Raw genomic sequence first — 15,461 nt, forward strand, 5'->3', positions numbered from 1 at the left:
AACGTCACCATCCGTCCACGACGCCCAGCGTGCGGAGCCGTCCGGACCGGTGCGGACGGGCGGTTCAGGTGCCGGTGACCGCGTCCGCAGCGCGCCGTGCGGCCCGACGCCGGACGCGTCGCAACGGACGCGGGGTGACCATCCGCTCGACCCACGCGAAGACCAGTTCGACGCTGACCGCGAGCAGGGCCACCAGCAGGCCACCGGCGAGGATCTGGCCGCCGCCGACCGCGATGCTCAGCCCGAAGCCGAATCGGATGATCTCTCCCAGGCCACCACCGTTGACGAAGGTCGCCAGGGCCGCCGTGGCGACCACCTGTACGGCGGCGGTCCGGAATCCGGCGGCCAGGTAGGGCACCGCGAGCGGCAACTCGACCCGACGCAGCACCTGACCGCCGGTCATCCCCATCCCCCGGGCCGCCTCCCGGATCTGCGGATCCACCTGCCGCACCCCGGTGTACGCGTTCGCCAGCAGCGGCGGCACCGCGAACACCGCCAGGGCGACCACCACGGCCGGACGGCCGAAACCGAGGAAGGTCAACGGCAGGATGGTCAACAGTGCCAGCGTGGGCACCGCCAGGGTGAGGTTGGAGACCAGTACGACCAGCCCGCCGCCCCGGCCGGTGTGGCCCAACCACAGCCCGAGCGGCCAGGCCACCAGGCAGCCCAGCAGCACGGCCGCGGCCGACATGCTCACGTGCTCGCCGAGTCGGTCCAGCACCCCGCCCGGGTTGGTCCAGTTCAACGGGTCGTTGAGCCAGAGCACCGCCTGCTCCACGGGGTTCATCGCGTCCTCCCGCCGACCCGCCGGTCGCCCGCCGCGTCCGCGCTCATCCGACCCGCCCGCGCAGCCACGGGGTGAGCAGCCGGCCGACGCCGACCAGGAACAGGTCGAGCACCAGCGCCAGCAGTACGCAGAGCAGCGTCCCGGTCATGATCTGGGCCTTGTAGAAGTTGTTCTGGAAACCCGCGAAGATGATCTGCCCGAGGCCGCCACGCCCGATCACCACGCCGACGGTGACCAGCGCGACGGTGGAGACCGTAGCCAGCCGCAGGCCGGTGAGGATGCCGGGCAGGGCGAGCGGCAACTCCACCCTTAGCAGCCGGCCCCAGCGGCCGTAGCCCATGCCCTCGGCCGCCTCGCGTACCTCGGTCGGCACCTGGTTGAGCCCGGCCACGGCGTTCCGGACGATCACCAGCAGCGCGTAGAGCACCACCACGGTGAGCACCGTCGCCACCCCGATGCCCAGGTACGGCGCGATGAACGCGAACAGCGCCAGGGACGGGACGGTGTAGAGCACCCCGGTGAGTGCGAGAATCGGACCGGTCAACGGCCGGAACCAGTACGCCACGACGGCCAACGGGATGGCGATCAGCGCCGCGATCAGCACCGCCCGTAGGGTCAGCGTGGTGTGGTCGCGCAGGGCGGCCAGCACCGTGTCAGAGTTGTCCCGCACGTACTGCCAGGAGAACCACGGGTTACCCGGGTCGGCCCGGTAGCTCAGGCGGAAGGACATACGTGGACGTTACCCCGGTCGCCGACGACGGTCAGCGCGCGGCGTCGATCACTCTCGACGGCATCGGCAAGCGGTATCCGGACGGTACGGAGGCCGTCCGCGATCTCAGCCTGCGCATCGACGCGGGTGAGCTGGTCGTACTGATCGGACCCTCCGGATGCGGCAAGTCGACCGTGCTGCGGATGGTCAACCGCCTGATCGAGCCGACCGCCGGACGGATCGTGCTCGGCGACTCCGACGTCACCCGGGTGGACCCGGTCACGCTGCGGCGGCAGATCGGGTACGTCATCCAGAACGTCGGCCTCTTCCCGCACCAGACGGTGGCCGCCAACGTGGCCACCGTGCCGCGCCTGCTCGGCTGGCCCCGGGACCGGGCCCAACGGCGCGTCGACGAACTGCTGGAACTGGTCGGCCTCGATCCGGCGCAGTTCGGCCGGCGCTACCCGCACGAACTCTCCGGCGGTCAGCGGCAGCGGGTCGGCGTGGCCCGGGCGCTCGCGGCCGACCCGGTGGTGCTGCTGATGGACGAGCCCTTCTCCGCCGTGGACCCGATCGTGCGGACCCGGTTGCAGGAGGAGTTCCTGCGGCTGCAGGCCGAGGTCCGCAAGACCATCGTCCTGGTCACCCACGACCTGGACGAGGCGGTACGACTCGGCGACCGCATCGCGGTGCTCTCCGAGGGCGGCCAGCTGGAGCAGTACGACACCCCGGCGGCCCTGCTCGGCAGCCCCGCCACCCCGTTCGTGCGCGAGTTCGTCGGCGCCGACCGGGGCATCCGCCGGCTGGCGGTCACCCCGCTGACCCGGGAGGTGCTCGAACCGCTGCCCGCCGACGGTACGGCGGACCTGCCCTCGCTACCGCTGGGCGGTTCGGCGTACGACGCGTTGGCGGTGCTGCTCACCTCGGCGCAGGGCCGGGCCCTGGTCACCGAGGAGGGGCGCCCGGTCGGCCTGCTCAGCCGGGAACGCGTCCTGACCCTCGCCGAACCGACCGTCTGAGGCGCGCCGACCGGCTGAGCCACGCCGCACCTCGGTCCGCACCGGGACCGGGCCCGCCGGTGCGGCAGGCCCGGTCCCGGTCGACGGACAGGTCAGCGGCGGCCCCGGTAACCACCGAGGGTGGCGATGCCGATGATCCAGCCGGTGAACAGGCCGTACTCGGCACCGTCACCGGCGGCCTGGAGCGCGCCGAGCAGCGACGGGTTGGCGCGGATCAGCGCGGTGAGCAGGGCCGCGAAGGCTGCCGCGAAGACGTACGCCGCCCAGCCGGCGAAGAACTGGCTGAGCGTGCCCCGGGCCCGGGCGAGCTGCGAACCCGGCAGGAGGTACAGGAAGACGAAGGTCATCACGACCACGAGAATCGCCTTGAGATCAGCGGCGAAGATCTCCTGGATCGAGTCGGAGGAGTCGAACCGCCAGGCCGGCCAGGCGAGAAGTCTCAGGAACCAGCCGCCGGCGCTGTCCGGGTCGGTGTTGTCCCGAGCCCAGTCGGCGTACCAGGGGCTGCCGAAGACCAGGACCAGGATGAGCGCGGCGAGCGTGCCGGCGCCCGGTGCGGACTTGTACCGATTGGTGAGAGCCATGGCCCCGCTAGTTCCCAGCACATCGACATGGGCAAACGCGAGGCGCGTTTTATGGTGGTACGCCCTCTTCGGCGGCCGGCACCGACCTGGTCGGTCAGTGCTTCATCAGGTAGTCGATGAAGGCGGCACGCAGCAGCGGAGCGGACTCCTCGTAGCCGTGACCGGTCATCTCCCGCCACAACGCGACGGCCTCGTCGACCGTCGGGCCCACCGAGTTCGGCGCACCGTCCAGGGCGGCGGCCTCGTCCGCGTTCGGCAGGCGCCGCAGCACCGACCAGAAGAACTTCACGTCCCGGTTCTCCCGGGCGAGCGCGAACGCCTGCTCGCGCAGTTCCTCGGTGGAGAGGGCGTCCAACTCCTCGAACGACCGGCCGCCGGAGATCGATGATGTGTCGGTCATGAAGCGAGCCTAACCGCCGAGATCACATTCGGCGCGTCGACGGCACACGGGGACGACGGCCCGTCACCGGTCCTCGGCGTCCCACGGACGCGGGCCGGTCTCCCACCGGCGGGGCCCCCACGGATCGGTGTTGCTCATCGGCGGCTGTGCCGGAGGCATCGGCGGCCAGTCACCGACCGGCTCCGGCTGCGGCAACGTCCACCCGCCGCCGTTGGTGGCGTCCGGTGGCGGAGGCGGCGGCGGGGCTCGGAACATCGGAGCCGGCCGCCCGTACGCCTCCACCAGCCGGGTGACCACCAGGCCGACGGCCAGCACCACTCCGCCGACCGCCCAACGGCTGACCGTCCAGCCCCGGGTCTGCGCGTACGCGAGGAACAGGCCGATCGCGCCGGCCGTCAGCAGCGTGCCGAACACCCCGCCGCGCAGCCCGAAGGCGCTGGTGCCGGCGAGCACGGCCGCGCCCACCGCCAACACCGTCCAGTCCAGCCCGCTGGCCGGGGTCACCGCGCCCTCGGCGGAGGCGACCAGCGCACCGGCGAGCATCGCCAGGACGGTGGAGACGACGTACCCGAGGGTGGTGACGACCGCCGCGGCCGTGCCCCGCCGTCGGGCCGGGTCGCCGACCGGCCGGAACCGGCCGACCAGCCGCCGGATCGGTCCCAGCGCCCCGAACAACGCGCCGAACACCGCGATCGCGGCGAAGCCGACGAAGAGCTGACCGGCGACGCCGCGCGGATCGAAGTCCCCCTGCACCAGCACCGGAGCGGAGCGCCGCTCGATGTAGACGATCACACCGGCCGCGCCGGCCAGGCTGGCCGCCCAGCCGGGCACGTGCAGCACCACGACGAGCAGCCCCAGCAGCAGCCCACCGAGGGCGGCCACGCCACCGGCCAGCCCGACGGCCTCGACCAGGCCCCGGTCCGACTGCTCGGCGAAGTGCAGTCCGGCCGCGACCGCCACCGGGCCGATCGCCAGGTTCACCGCCGCCGTGCGCAGGCTCACCCCGGCGGCCAGCGCCAGCAGGCCGAGAGCCACCACCTCGACGATGAGTACGCGCAGCCCACTGCCCCGCAGGACCGCCGGGTCCTCCCGCCAGACCAGGTAGACCAGCGCGGCGAAGCCGAACAGCAGGAGCGTCTCCCAGACGATGTGCACACCGAAGCGGTCCGGGCCGGTCTCGCACTGCGGCTCGTCGGGACCGGGGTCCGTCACCGCGACGGGGGCGGCGGAGGTCGGTTCCGGGAGTTGACTCCGGCCCGGGTCGTCGTACGCCATGATCGTTGCCTCCCAGCAGCCGCCGGGAACCCATCGACGCACCGGCGGTGACCGTCACCTTCTGGTCGCAGGCACCGTACCCGCGCGGCGGAGCCGGACGTAACCCCGCGTTCAGCGTCGAGGCGGACGGCTCTCCCAGTCGTCCGGTTCCTGCTCGTCCTCCGGCTGCTCCGGGACCCGGCAGGAGCGCTCCAGCCAGAGCGCGGCGGCCACCAGCGCGACCGAGGCCACCAGTCCGGCGATCGCCGCCGGCCGATCCGCGCCGGCCGCCCGGGTGCTCTGCACCAGCAACCAACCGACCAACCCGGCGTACGCCCCGGCGAAGATCGCCCCGACCAGGGCGGACGCCTTGGCCAGGACGACGAAGCGGGCGACCATCAACGGGTTGACCGGATCACGGCCGGGTCGACGGTCGATGCGCCCCCGGGTGTTGACCGCCGCGTACGCCTCCAGCACGGCGAGCCCGGCCAGGGTCACCACCGGCAGCCAGGGCAACGGCGGCAACCCGCTGTAGTAGAAGCTGCTGATCAGCAGCCAGGTGGCCGCGGCGGCGGCCAGGGCGGCGACCACCAGGGTGGAGATGCGGGTAGGGCCCATCCGTGCGTCGTCGGGAGGCGTGGACCGCGTCATGGCGTCGACTCTAACGTCAGATCCGGCCGTGGGCTCAGTTCCGCGACCTCGGCGGCGAGTGGCCCCGAGGTGAGCAGATCGGTCAGCCAGCCGTGACCGGGCAACCGGCCGTAGGGCTGGATGTCGATCCACGGCCGCAGCACGAAGGCGCGCAGATGCGCCCGGGGATGCGGCAGGGTGAGCTCGGGGTCGTCGCTGAGCACCGGTGCGCCCTCGTCGTCCCAGACCGCGATCACGTCGACGTCGAGCGTGCGCGGGCCGAACCGCCGCTGCGGGTCGCGGACCCGCCCGGCGGCCCGCTCGGCGGACCGGGCCCGCGCCAACCAGTCGTACGCTCCGGCGGTCGGATCGCCGACCAGCACCACCGCGTTCAGGTACGCCGGCTGGGCGGTGTCGCCCCAGGGCGGCGTCTCGTACACCCCGGAGACCATCAGCACGTGCTCGCCGAACGAGGCCACCGCGCTACGCAGGTGGTCGAGACGGTCACCCAGGTTGCTGCCCAGGGAGAGCACCGCCCGCGTCATCGGGTACGCGTCCGGCGCATCGTCACCGCCACGTCGCCGAACGCGTGCGGGACCGGCGCCTCGGGCTTGTGCACGGTCACCGTCGCGGCGCTCACGCGTGGATCGGTCAGGCAGACCTCGATCAGACGGTCGGCCAGCGTCTCGATCAGGTTGACCGGCTCGCCGGTGACCACCGCGACCAGCCCGTCGGCCAGTTCGCCGTAGTGCACCGTGTCGGCCACGTCGTCGGAGCGCGCGGCGGGGCCCAGGTCCAGCTCCAGGACGACGTCGACGACGAACTCCTGCCCCCGGGCGCGCTCGAAGTCGTACACACCGTGTCGGCCGTGGGCGCGCAGGCCGGTCAGCTCGATCCGGTCGGTCATCGCCGTACCTCCCGGTCGACTCCGGCCGCGCCCGCGCCGACGGGCGATCCGGGGTGCGGCGTGTCGCCGAGTCGGGGAGCGCCGCTGGCCTGCCAGACCGCGAGCGCGTCCACGGTGGCGCGGACGTCGTGCACGCGTACCCCCCAGGCGCCTGCGGCGACCGCGAGCAGGCTGGTCGCCACGGTGGCCGCCTCCCGGCCGCCGGCGGGTCGCGGGGTGCCGTCCGGTCCGGCCAGCAGCAGGCCGAGATAGGACTTGCGGCTCGCTGCGAACAGCAGCGGGTAGCCGAGGTCGAGCAGTTCCGGCAGCCGGGCGCTGAGCTGCCAGTTGTGTGTCGCCGTCTTGGCGAAGCCCAGGCCCGGGTCGATGATCAGTCGGTTCTCGGACACCCCGGCGGCGAGCGCCTCGTCCACCCGCTCGCCCAGTTCGGCGCGGACGTCGGCGACCACGTCCCGGTAGCTGGCCAGCTCGCTCATCCGCCGGGAGTGACCGCGCCAGTGCATCAGCACCCAGGGACAGTCGGCGTCCCGGACGACGCGGGCCATGTCCGGGTCGGCCAGGCCGCCGGAGACGTCGTTGACCACCACCGCTCCGGCCGCGAGCGCGGCCTCGGCGACCCGTGCCCGGGTGGTGTCGATGCTGACCGGTACGCCGGCTGCGGTCAGCTCCCGGACCACCGGCAGTACCCGGGCGCTCTCGGTCTCGGGGTCCACCCGGTCGGCGCCGGGCCGCGTCGACTCTCCACCGACATCCACCAACGCCGCTCCGTCGGCACGCAGCCGGACGCCGTGTGCGACGGCCGCGGCGACGTCGGCGTAGCGTCCGCCGTCGGAGAACGAGTCGGGCGTGACGTTCAGAACGCCCATCACCACCGGGGCCGGGGCCCGTACCAGATCGGTCACGACTAGACGGTACCGGTCCGTCCCACCGCCCTGAGCAGGCCCGGGATCCGGGCACTGACAAGGCGATTAGAACGCGTGTACGATCGGTCGTCCGGGCGACTTCGGGCAGACTCTTCGCGGCTTGTCGCAAAGGGGGGCGGCCCGTACGCTGTGGAATTGCCCAGCATCAAGATGGCGAGGCATGGAGGGGAGGGCCGAAGCGGGGTAATTCGCCCAAAAATCGCCACTTTCCGTGGCGAGTGACGCACGCAGGGTCCCGGGCGCTGCACCGACCGAGCACCCATCCCGCAAGGCTTACCTACTGCACCACCGCGGCACCGCCGGCCGCGACTTGGGGAGGTTCCAGTGATCGCCATCGAGCTGATGGAAACGGCGTCGAGCAACGCCGCCCACCTGCTCTCCACTGTGGCGTCGTCGATCCCGCTCGCCGCCGACGAGCCGAGCGGGATCAACACCGAAGGCGTCGTCACCTTCTTCGCCAGCAAGATCGCGCCGATCCTGCTCGCCGTCCTCGGCGTCATCTTCATCGGCCGCGCCAGCCGGGGCGAGATCTCCAAGGTGCTGACAAGCTCCGCCATCGCGATCGTCGGGTTGGCCTTCATCGCCGGAGCCGCCACCCTCTTCTTCATCGGCGACTTCCTGATCAACCTGATCTTCGAATAGGCGCGGGCTCGACATGCGGCTGCGCACCGACGACGACATCTACCGGGCCCGCCTGGTCTATCTCGGGCCGCCCGGCTACACCCTTCCGGTCCACCTGCCGTACGCCCAGTACGGGCTGTTCATGCTGCTCGTTCCCCTCTACATGTTCATCCACTGGTTGTTCACGTTGCAGGTCGAGCTCTTCCCCGCCTGGGAGATCGCCCTCGCCATCGTGACCACCTCGTTCGTCTTCCGGTACGTCGATCCGGACCGGCCGGCGCGCATGGTGATCCGTACCGCGCTGACCGACTGGCGACGCACCCGGGAGCCGGCCGCCGAACAGCGCGATCCGCGCCTGGTCGGCAGCAGGATCAGGATCCGGGAGGAACTCGCATGACCGGCTGCACGCCGTACCGGCCGTCCCACAGGTCGCCGGGCCGCCCCGGTGTCGTCGCGACGGCACACGGCTTCCCGACGGCCACCACGGACGCGGGCAGGGCGGCCGCATGAGCCCCTCCTCCACGCCGGGATCCCCGGCCGGGCGTCCGGCCGCACCACACGGTAACCGTGCGCGATCATTCGACTACCCGCAGGCCGGGGAGCTCGACGAGGCCGAGCTGGACCCGGCGCTCGCCACCACCCCCGGCCACGGCGGCGTCGGCGTCTTCCAGGCGCCTCGCCCGCCGCAGCGCCGCTCGGTGTCGGCCGAACCCGCGCCGCCGCCACCGGCCCCCCGCGACGGAGCCGACATCGACTCGCCCTTCCTGGACCTGTTCGGCGGCGCCTACGCCCGACCGGGTTCCGCCCAGCGTGCCCTGCCCGGGCGGAGCGTGCCGCAGCAGGCACCGCCCCCGCCGCCACCGGTCGTACCCCCGGCACCGATGACGCAGCGTCCGGCCGCACCGCAACTGCCCGCGCAGGCCACCGGCCCGGCCCCGGCCGTCGCCCGACCGGCTGTCGAACCTCCCACCGCACCCGCCGTCGCGCCGCCACCCACGCGGACGCCGGCACCGGCCCCCGACCGGCTCCCGAACGCCCGTCCGCCCGTCGACGACCAGCCCACCCGGGCCGAGCGGTCCGGTGTCGACGAGCGTCCGGCCCGCGACGGCCGTCCGCAGCGCGAGCCTCGGCCGCCCCGCGACGAGCGGCGGCCGACCGAGGAGGACCACACGGCCGAGACCGCCCCGCCGTCGCGCCGGACGCCGGCCCCCACCGCCCGGACGACCGCCGCGCCCCGGCAACGCTCCGTGGAGCGGCGCGACCGCCCGGTGAAGCCGGCCCGCGTCCGCCCGCCGAAGATCAAATTCGGCGACCGGGACCCGTCGGTCGAACTCGCCATCACCGAGATCGCCGGTCACCTGACCTTCACCCCCAACACCGTCACCGCCTGGTACTGGCTGCCGGAGGTGCGCTGGGCGTTCCGGCCGGACGCGGAGCGGGAGGCGCTGCTCTCGGCCATCTCCGAGCAGTACGCCGGCCTCGCCGGGTTCCGGCTGCACCTGCGGCGCACCACCCGGCCCTTCCCGGCCGACGAATGGGCCCGCACCATCGACGCCCACACCGCCGCGCCGCTGCCGGACGTCCCCGACACCCCCAGCTGGGCCGACCACCTGGTCGCGGCCCAACGGCACCTGCTCTCGGTCAACCATGCCGAGGGACAGACCTACCTCGGCGTCACCTTCGCACGTCGTTCGCTCGGCGACTCGCTCACCGAACGGGTGCTGCGCACCTTCGGCCGAGGCGTGGCCGAAGGCGAACGCCGCAAGCTCGGACGCACCGTCGAACAGTTCGACGAGGTCCTGGGCGCGTTCGGCATGCGGGGCCGCCGGGTCACCGCGCAGGAGCTGGAATGGCTGCTGTACCGCTCGGTGGCGCTCTGCATGGCCCCGCCCGGCGCGCTCTCGCCCATCACCGACGGGCGCTGGGAACGCGGCGACCTGCTGGCCCTCACCGAGCAGGTCGAGCGCTACCGCACCCCCTACGGTTCGACCGTGAAGCTGGTCAACCGGATGACCGGCGAGGAACGGCACGTGGCGGTGCTCGCCGTCGGCCGGATGGAGCCGCTGGAGATCCCCGAACGACACGAGCCCTGGCTGCACTTCCACGAGCGGCTGCCGTGGCCGATGGAGCTCTCCACCCGGGTCGACATCCTCGGATCCGGCGACTCCTTCCGGAACCTGGAGCACCGGCTCCGGATGATCCGGTCACAGCAGCTCGACTACGCCGAGCACGGTATCGACGCCCCGCCCGAGCTGGAACGCCTGGCCAAGCGCGCACTGGTGATCGGCGACGAGATGACCACCGGGTTGCCGGTCGACTCGGCCCGGGCGCACGGCTGGCACCGCATCGCGGTGGGCGGGCGTACCCGGGAGGAGTGCCTGGAGCGGGCCCGGCGGCTGATCCAGCTCTACTCGCGCGAGCTGCGGGTCTCCCTCCAGCACCCGAAGAGCCAGGACTGGCTGGCCCGCGAGTTCATCCCCGGGGAGCCGATCGCCAACACCGGATACGTCCGACGGATGCCGGTCCCGCTGTTGGCGGCGGCGCTGCCCCAGGCCGCCTCGACGGTCGGCGACCGCCGGGGCGACCTGATCGGACGTACCGCGGGCACCTGCCGTCGGCCGGTCTTCCTCGACCTGCACTTCCCGATGGAGGTCCGCGAACGCTCCGGGCTCGCGGTCTTCGTGGCCGAGCCGGGCGGTGGCAAGTCGACCCTGCTCGGCGCCCTGGGCTACCTCGCCGCGCGGCGTGGTGTGCAGGTGACGCTGCTCGACCCGTCCGGCCCGTTGGCCCGGCTCTGCGCGATGCCGGAGCTGCGCCCGTACTCGCGGGTGCTCAACCTGACCGGTTCCGAGCACGGCACCCTCGCGCCGTACTCGCTGATCCCCACGCCGCTGCGCAGCGAGTTCAGCAGCGGCGCGGCCGGTGACCGCGAGTTCGAGATCGCGGTCTCCAACGCCCGCGCCGAACGACGCATGCTGGTGCAGGACATCTGCATGATGCTGGTGCCGCCGCAGGTGGCCCGCGAGGCGTCCACCGCCACCCTGTTCCGGCACGCCGTACGCCAGGTGCCCGCCGAGGAGACCTCCACGCTGGACGACGTGGTCACCTGCCTCGGGCAGCTCGACGACGACGCCGGTCGGGAACTGGCCAACCTGCTGTTGGACACCGCCGAGATGCCGCTGGCCATGCTCTTCTTCGGCCGGCCGCCGGAGGGGCTGCTCGGTCCGGACGCGGCCCTCACCGTGATCACCATGGCCGGCCTCCGGCTGCCCGACCTCAAGATCGAACGCGAGTACTGGTCGGCCGAGGAGGCGTTGGCCCTGCCGATGCTGCACACTGCGCACCGACTGGCGGTACGGCGCTGCTACGGCGGCTCGATGTCCTCGCGCAAGCTCGTGGGCCTGGACGAGGCGCACTTCATGGAGGGATGGCGCTCCGGTCGGTCCTTCCTGGTCCGGCTCGCCCGCGACTCCCGCAAGTGGAACCTCGCCGCGCTGGTCGCCTCGCAGAACCCACGGGACATCCTCGGACTCGACGTACAGAACCTCGTCTCCACCGTCTTCGTCGGCCGGATCGCCGAGGACGCCGAGATCGCCTCCGAGGCGCTGCGGTTGCTGCGTGTGCCGGTGGACGACGGATACGAGGCCACCCTCGCCTCGCTCTCCACCGCCGACGCGACCTCCGCCCACCGGCTCGGTTTCCGTGAGTTCGTCATGCGTGACGTGGACGGCCGGGTGCAGAAGGTCCGGGTCGACGTCTCCTACGTGGACGGACTGTTGAGCCACCTCGACACCACCCCCGCCGCCATCGCCGCCGCCGCCGGGGTGCTGCCGACCGTCCTGCCGGACATGGAGGCGTGACATGGCGAGGGCCCGGGCAAGGATCACGGCGTTCCTGCTGGCACTCGGCGTCCTCGCCGGAGCCACGATCAGTTGGCCCGGGCTCACCGCCACACCCGCGTACGCCGCCCCGGTCGCGTACCAGGCACCCACCGACCTCTGCACGGTGCAGGAGTGGCAGGTCGACTTCCGTGCCTGTGTCGCGAAGCTCCAACAGGTCGCGGAGACAGAGGCCACCTGCCTTAACCCCCCGACCCCGACCGCACCGGACTCCGGCATGGCCGGCTGGTTCGCCTCCCGCCCCGAGGCATCCAAGCTGCCCGGCCCCAAGGGGTACTACACCGACTACGGCTACGCCGGCTACAGCTACAGCACGTACAAGGTCGAGTCGGGATGTGCCACCACACTGCTGCACCCGGACTACAAGTTCACCAACACCGTCGCCAACGGCGAGTTCATGATGGCCACGGCGATCATCGGCGCCTCGAACGCGCTGCGGGAGCGCGCCTGGGAGCCGGGAACGATGTGGGGTTGGGCCGATCCCCTGGTGGATCAGGCGACCAAGGCGATCTACCAGAAGGTGTTCAGCGTCTTCGGCATCGTCACGCTCTGCGTCGTGGGGCTCTACCTGCTCTGGCGGTCCCGCCAGTCGGACATGAGCAGCGCCATGACCACTGCGGGGTGGGCATTGGTGGTGATGATCGCGGTGACCGCGCTGGCCGCCTGGCCGGTCAAGTCCGCCAACCTCGCCGACGGCGCCCTCGTCTCCACACTCGGCGTCGTACACGACGCCGTCGGCCCGGCGTCCAAGGACGTGCCACCCGACCGGTGCGTCATGCCCAACCCGGACGCCTGCACGGACAAACGTCCTCCTGCCGTCCGTGCGAGTGACACGGCTGCCGAGGCGATGCTCTACCGCAACTGGTTGCGTGGTGCCCTCGGCTCTGCCGACAGTGAGACCGCCCGCAAGTACGGTGCGGCGCTGTACGACGCCAAGTCGCTGTCCTGGGGAGAGGCGGAGAAGATCCGCACTAGTCCTGAGACCCGTGATGCCACCATCGCCGCCAAGAAGCAGCAGTGGATGACCGTCGCGGCGCAGATCGAGCGGGAGGATCCGGAGGCGTTCGAGTACCTGCAGGGCGTCCGGGACATGGACCGGGTCGGCGCGGGCTTCATCGCCGTACTGGCCGCCCTGCTCTTCGCGATGTTCGACCTGACCGCTTCACTACTCGTCCTGCTCGGCTTCCTGATCTTCCGGTGGGCGGTGATCGCCGCACCCATCCTGGGTACGATCGGCCTGCTCCGTCCGGCCAGCGCCGGCCTGCGTCGCCTCGGCAACGCGGTGGTGGCGGCCCTCTTCAACATCGCGATCTTCGGCACGGGCGCCGCCATCTACCTCTTCGCGGTCGACCTCATCATGAGTACCGCCACGCTACCGGGCTGGCTGCAGGTGGTCCTGGTCTGGCTGTGCGGAGTGGTCGGTTGGCTGCTGCTGCGCCCGTACCGGCGGATCACCCAGTTGGGCGGTAAGGACAGCAGCGAGGCGGTCAGTTCCGCCGGATCCTGGCACCGACGGTTCTTCCGCGACATGCGGACCGCCGCCCGGCTCGACGTGGCCGAGCCGGGCGGGACCACCGAACCGGGCATGGGACGGCGCCGAGCCCTCGCGCCAGAGCAGCCGAAGGTGCGCCCGGAGGCCCGGCCGGACCCGGTACCCACCGGCGGCCCGAATGCTCCGCAACGTCCGGACGCACCGCAGCGCCCGGACGGACGGGAGCCCAAGGGCACGCCCGGCCCGGTGGATGAGCCGCGTCCCGAGGGGCGGCCCGCGGCGCCCCGGCCACGCCGTCGCCAGCCCGCCTCCTGGACTCAGCCGGACGTACCCGAGGAGAACCCGTCGTTCGCCATCTACCGTCCGGGCTCGGCTGAGCGTGCACCCGAGAAGGTGACGCCGCGGGTTCGGTCCGAGGCCCGGTGAGCGTCGTGCGGCGCGCGGTCGAGTTCGTCTTCACCCGGTTGTTGCGGTCCCGGCTTGGCGTCGCGCTCGGCATCGCGGTCCTGGTGATCGGCGTGGTCGGGGCGGCCAGGGTGGTGTCCGGTCCGGACGACTCGGCCGGACTGCGCAACCGCCCGCCGGCTCCGATCACGACGGTGCACCCGACCACCGGTGACGACGGCGCGATCTCGACGACCACGACACCGTCGCCGGTCACCCGTTCCGGCGAGCCCACGCCGGAACGGATCGCGGAACGCTTCACGACCGCCTGGCTCGGGCAGCCCGGCCAGTCCGCGGAGCAGTGGCAACAGGAGCTACGCCCGTTCGCCACCCCGGCGCTCCTCGACAAGCTCGCCGGCGCGGATCCCGCGGGTGTGCCCGCCGGAGAGGTGACCGAGGAGGTGACCGTGCGCCCTCGGAGTGAGACCTTCGTGGAGGCACTGGTCACGCTCGACACGGGGCGGCTGAGGCTCGAACTGGTGGCACCGGACGGGCGATGGTTGGTGGACGCCGTGGACTGGGAGCGGGCATGAGCGAGCGTCGGCGAGTGAGTCAGCGGTGCCGTGCGGTCGTGTATGACGGTGGCGCGGAGCGCAGCAGCGGAGCGCCGTCATGAGCAGCGAGAACAGTCCGCGTCGTCGGCCGGTCCGGGTGGGCGCGCTCGCCGCGGCGCTCACCGCCGCGCTCGCCTTGCTCTGCTGCACGGGTGGTGCCGGTGCCTTCTTCCTCACCGAGCTGGGCGGCGAGTCCGCCGAGCAGATCGACCCGGTCAGCATGGAGTGCACCGGAGAGTTCGAGGTCGACGTCACCGGCAAGATGCCCCGCTTCTCCGACTACGGGGAACGACAGATGCGCAACGCTGCGGCGATCATCAAGGTCGGTCAGGAGATGAAGGTGCCGGCCCGGGGCTGGGTGGTCGCCGTGGCGACCGCAATGCAGGAGTCGCGGCTGCTCAACCTGGCCAACCGAACGGTCGCCGAATCGCAGGACATCCCCAACGAAGGCGTCGGCGCCGACCACGACTCGGTCGGTCTGTTCCAGCAGCGCGCCTCGTGGGGATCGGTCCGGCAGCGGATGAACCCGGCGTACGCATCCCGCAAGTTCTACGAGAAGCTCGTGGACGTGCCCGACTGGGAGAAGCTGCCGCTGACCGTGGCCGCCCAGCGGGTCCAGATCAGCGCCTTCCCCGACGCGTACGCCAAGCACGAGGAACTGGCCTCGCGCATCGTCGACGCGCTCGCCGGTGGCGCCGCGCGGTCGGCGCTGATCGCCGGCCGACAGGTCTGCGACGCGGCCGCCTCCGGCGACATCGCCGCCTCCGGCTGGACCGCACCGATCCCCGGCGGCGTGGGCTCCGGTTTCCGGACGGCCAGTCGGCCCGGGCACAACGGGGTGGACATCGCCGCACCGAAGGGCACCCTGATCAGGGTCGCGGCCACCGGTCGCGTCATCGTCTCCCGCTGCGACCCGGACCGGCGCGGCCGACTGAGCTGCAATGTGGACGGCTGGCCGGGCAAGGGCGGCTGCGGCTGGTTCGTGGACGTGCTGCACGCCCAGGGTTTCATCACCCGGTACTGTCACCTGGTCAGTCGTCCCCGGGTCCAGGTCGGGGACACCGTGCAGGCCGGCGAGGTGATCGGCGAGGTGGGCAGCAGCGGCAACTCATCCGGACCGCACCTGCACTTCGAGGTGCACGTCGACAGTGACCGGAGCAGTCGGGGGGCCATCGACCCGGTGCCCTTCATGCGGTCCAAGGGCGCGCCGCTCAAGGGCGCGGGGTGAGACGCCCGCC

The 15,461-nt window shown here is 72.2% G+C and carries 16 protein-coding genes; 7 read left to right on the top strand and 9 right to left on the bottom strand.

What is annotated here, in order from left to right:
• Positions 1 to 64: 64 nt before the first annotated feature.
• Complete coding sequence (locus ACQVFL_RS28025) at positions 65 to 787, bottom strand: ABC transporter permease (protein ID WP_396689799.1); 723 nt, start codon at positions 785 to 787, stop codon at positions 65 to 67.
• 43 nt (positions 788 to 830) lie between these two features.
• Positions 831 to 1,517, bottom strand: a complete 687-nt coding sequence (locus ACQVFL_RS28030; protein ID WP_396689798.1) for an ABC transporter permease — start codon at positions 1,515 to 1,517, stop codon at positions 831 to 833.
• A gap of 2 nt (positions 1,518 to 1,519) precedes the next feature.
• On the opposite strand from ACQVFL_RS28030, the gene ACQVFL_RS28035 reads away from it, so the two are divergent.
• The gene (locus tag ACQVFL_RS28035) at positions 1,520 to 2,515 is read left to right on the top strand and encodes an ABC transporter ATP-binding protein (RefSeq protein WP_431727936.1); all 996 of its coding nucleotides are present in this window, start codon (positions 1,520 to 1,522) and stop codon (positions 2,513 to 2,515) included.
• 92 nt (positions 2,516 to 2,607) lie between these two features.
• Here the strand turns inward: ACQVFL_RS28035 and ACQVFL_RS28040 are convergent, their stop codons facing one another.
• The 7 genes from ACQVFL_RS28040 to folP all read right to left on the bottom strand — a co-directional run bounded on the left by ACQVFL_RS28040 (position 2,608) and on the right by folP (position 7,192).
• Complete coding sequence (locus ACQVFL_RS28040) at positions 2,608 to 3,099, bottom strand: hypothetical protein (RefSeq protein ID WP_396689794.1); 492 nt, start codon at positions 3,097 to 3,099, stop codon at positions 2,608 to 2,610.
• Positions 3,100 to 3,193: 94 nt separating this feature from the next.
• Positions 3,194 to 3,499 carry a hypothetical protein gene (locus ACQVFL_RS28045; protein ID WP_396689792.1) on the bottom strand — a complete coding sequence of 102 codons (306 nt, stop codon included), beginning with the start codon at positions 3,497 to 3,499 and terminating at the stop codon, positions 3,194 to 3,196.
• 63 nt (positions 3,500 to 3,562) lie between these two features.
• Positions 3,563 to 4,774 carry an ABC transporter permease gene (locus ACQVFL_RS28050; protein ID WP_431727937.1) on the bottom strand — a complete coding sequence of 404 codons (1,212 nt, stop codon included), beginning with the start codon at positions 4,772 to 4,774 and terminating at the stop codon, positions 3,563 to 3,565.
• Between the two features lie 111 nt (positions 4,775 to 4,885).
• Positions 4,886 to 5,371, bottom strand: coding sequence for a DUF3180 domain-containing protein (locus ACQVFL_RS28055; protein WP_396690935.1), 486 nt, complete (start codon positions 5,369 to 5,371; stop codon positions 4,886 to 4,888).
• Between the two features lie 29 nt (positions 5,372 to 5,400).
• The gene (folK, locus tag ACQVFL_RS28060; RefSeq protein WP_396689790.1) at positions 5,401 to 5,928 is read right to left on the bottom strand and encodes a 2-amino-4-hydroxy-6-hydroxymethyldihydropteridine diphosphokinase; all 528 of its coding nucleotides are present in this window, start codon (positions 5,926 to 5,928) and stop codon (positions 5,401 to 5,403) included.
• Positions 5,925 to 6,290: a dihydroneopterin aldolase gene (gene folB / locus ACQVFL_RS28065; protein ID WP_396689788.1), complete on the bottom strand. Its 366-nt coding sequence runs from the start codon at positions 6,288 to 6,290 to the stop codon at positions 5,925 to 5,927. The genes folK and folB overlap by 4 nt, the downstream gene beginning before the upstream one ends.
• Positions 6,287 to 7,192, bottom strand: a complete 906-nt coding sequence (gene folP / locus ACQVFL_RS28070) for a dihydropteroate synthase (RefSeq protein WP_396689786.1) — start codon at positions 7,190 to 7,192, stop codon at positions 6,287 to 6,289. Before folP ends, folB begins: the two co-directional genes overlap by 4 nt.
• 345 nt (positions 7,193 to 7,537) lie before the next feature.
• On the opposite strand from folP, the gene ACQVFL_RS28075 reads away from it, so the two are divergent.
• From ACQVFL_RS28075 to ACQVFL_RS28100, 6 genes are all read left to right on the top strand, one after another.
• Positions 7,538 to 7,855 (top strand): hypothetical protein, encoded by a 318-nt coding sequence (locus tag ACQVFL_RS28075; RefSeq protein WP_396689784.1) that lies wholly within the window; start codon positions 7,538 to 7,540, stop codon positions 7,853 to 7,855.
• Positions 7,856 to 7,868: 13 nt separating this feature from the next.
• Positions 7,869 to 8,231, top strand: coding sequence for a hypothetical protein (locus tag ACQVFL_RS28080; protein ID WP_093409867.1), 363 nt, complete (start codon positions 7,869 to 7,871; stop codon positions 8,229 to 8,231).
• A 109-nt stretch (positions 8,232 to 8,340) separates the two neighbouring features.
• Entirely contained in the window at positions 8,341 to 11,694 is a 3,354-nt protein-coding gene (locus ACQVFL_RS28085) for an ATP-binding protein (RefSeq protein WP_431727938.1), read from the top strand.
• 1 nt (position 11,695) lies between these two features.
• Entirely contained in the window at positions 11,696 to 13,651 is a 1,956-nt protein-coding gene (locus ACQVFL_RS28090) for an MFS transporter (protein WP_396689779.1), read from the top strand.
• Entirely contained in the window at positions 13,648 to 14,202 is a 555-nt protein-coding gene (locus ACQVFL_RS28095; RefSeq protein ID WP_431727939.1) for a hypothetical protein, read from the top strand. The genes ACQVFL_RS28090 and ACQVFL_RS28095 overlap by 4 nt, the downstream gene beginning before the upstream one ends.
• Positions 14,203 to 14,281: 79 nt before the next feature.
• The gene (locus ACQVFL_RS28100; RefSeq protein ID WP_431727940.1) at positions 14,282 to 15,451 is read left to right on the top strand and encodes a M23 family metallopeptidase; all 1,170 of its coding nucleotides are present in this window, start codon (positions 14,282 to 14,284) and stop codon (positions 15,449 to 15,451) included.
• Positions 15,452 to 15,461 lie beyond the last annotated feature (10 nt).

It is taken from the genome of Verrucosispora sp. TAA-831 (genome assembly GCF_050780145.1).
Classification (GTDB): Bacteria; Actinomycetota; Actinomycetes; order Mycobacteriales; family Micromonosporaceae; genus Micromonospora.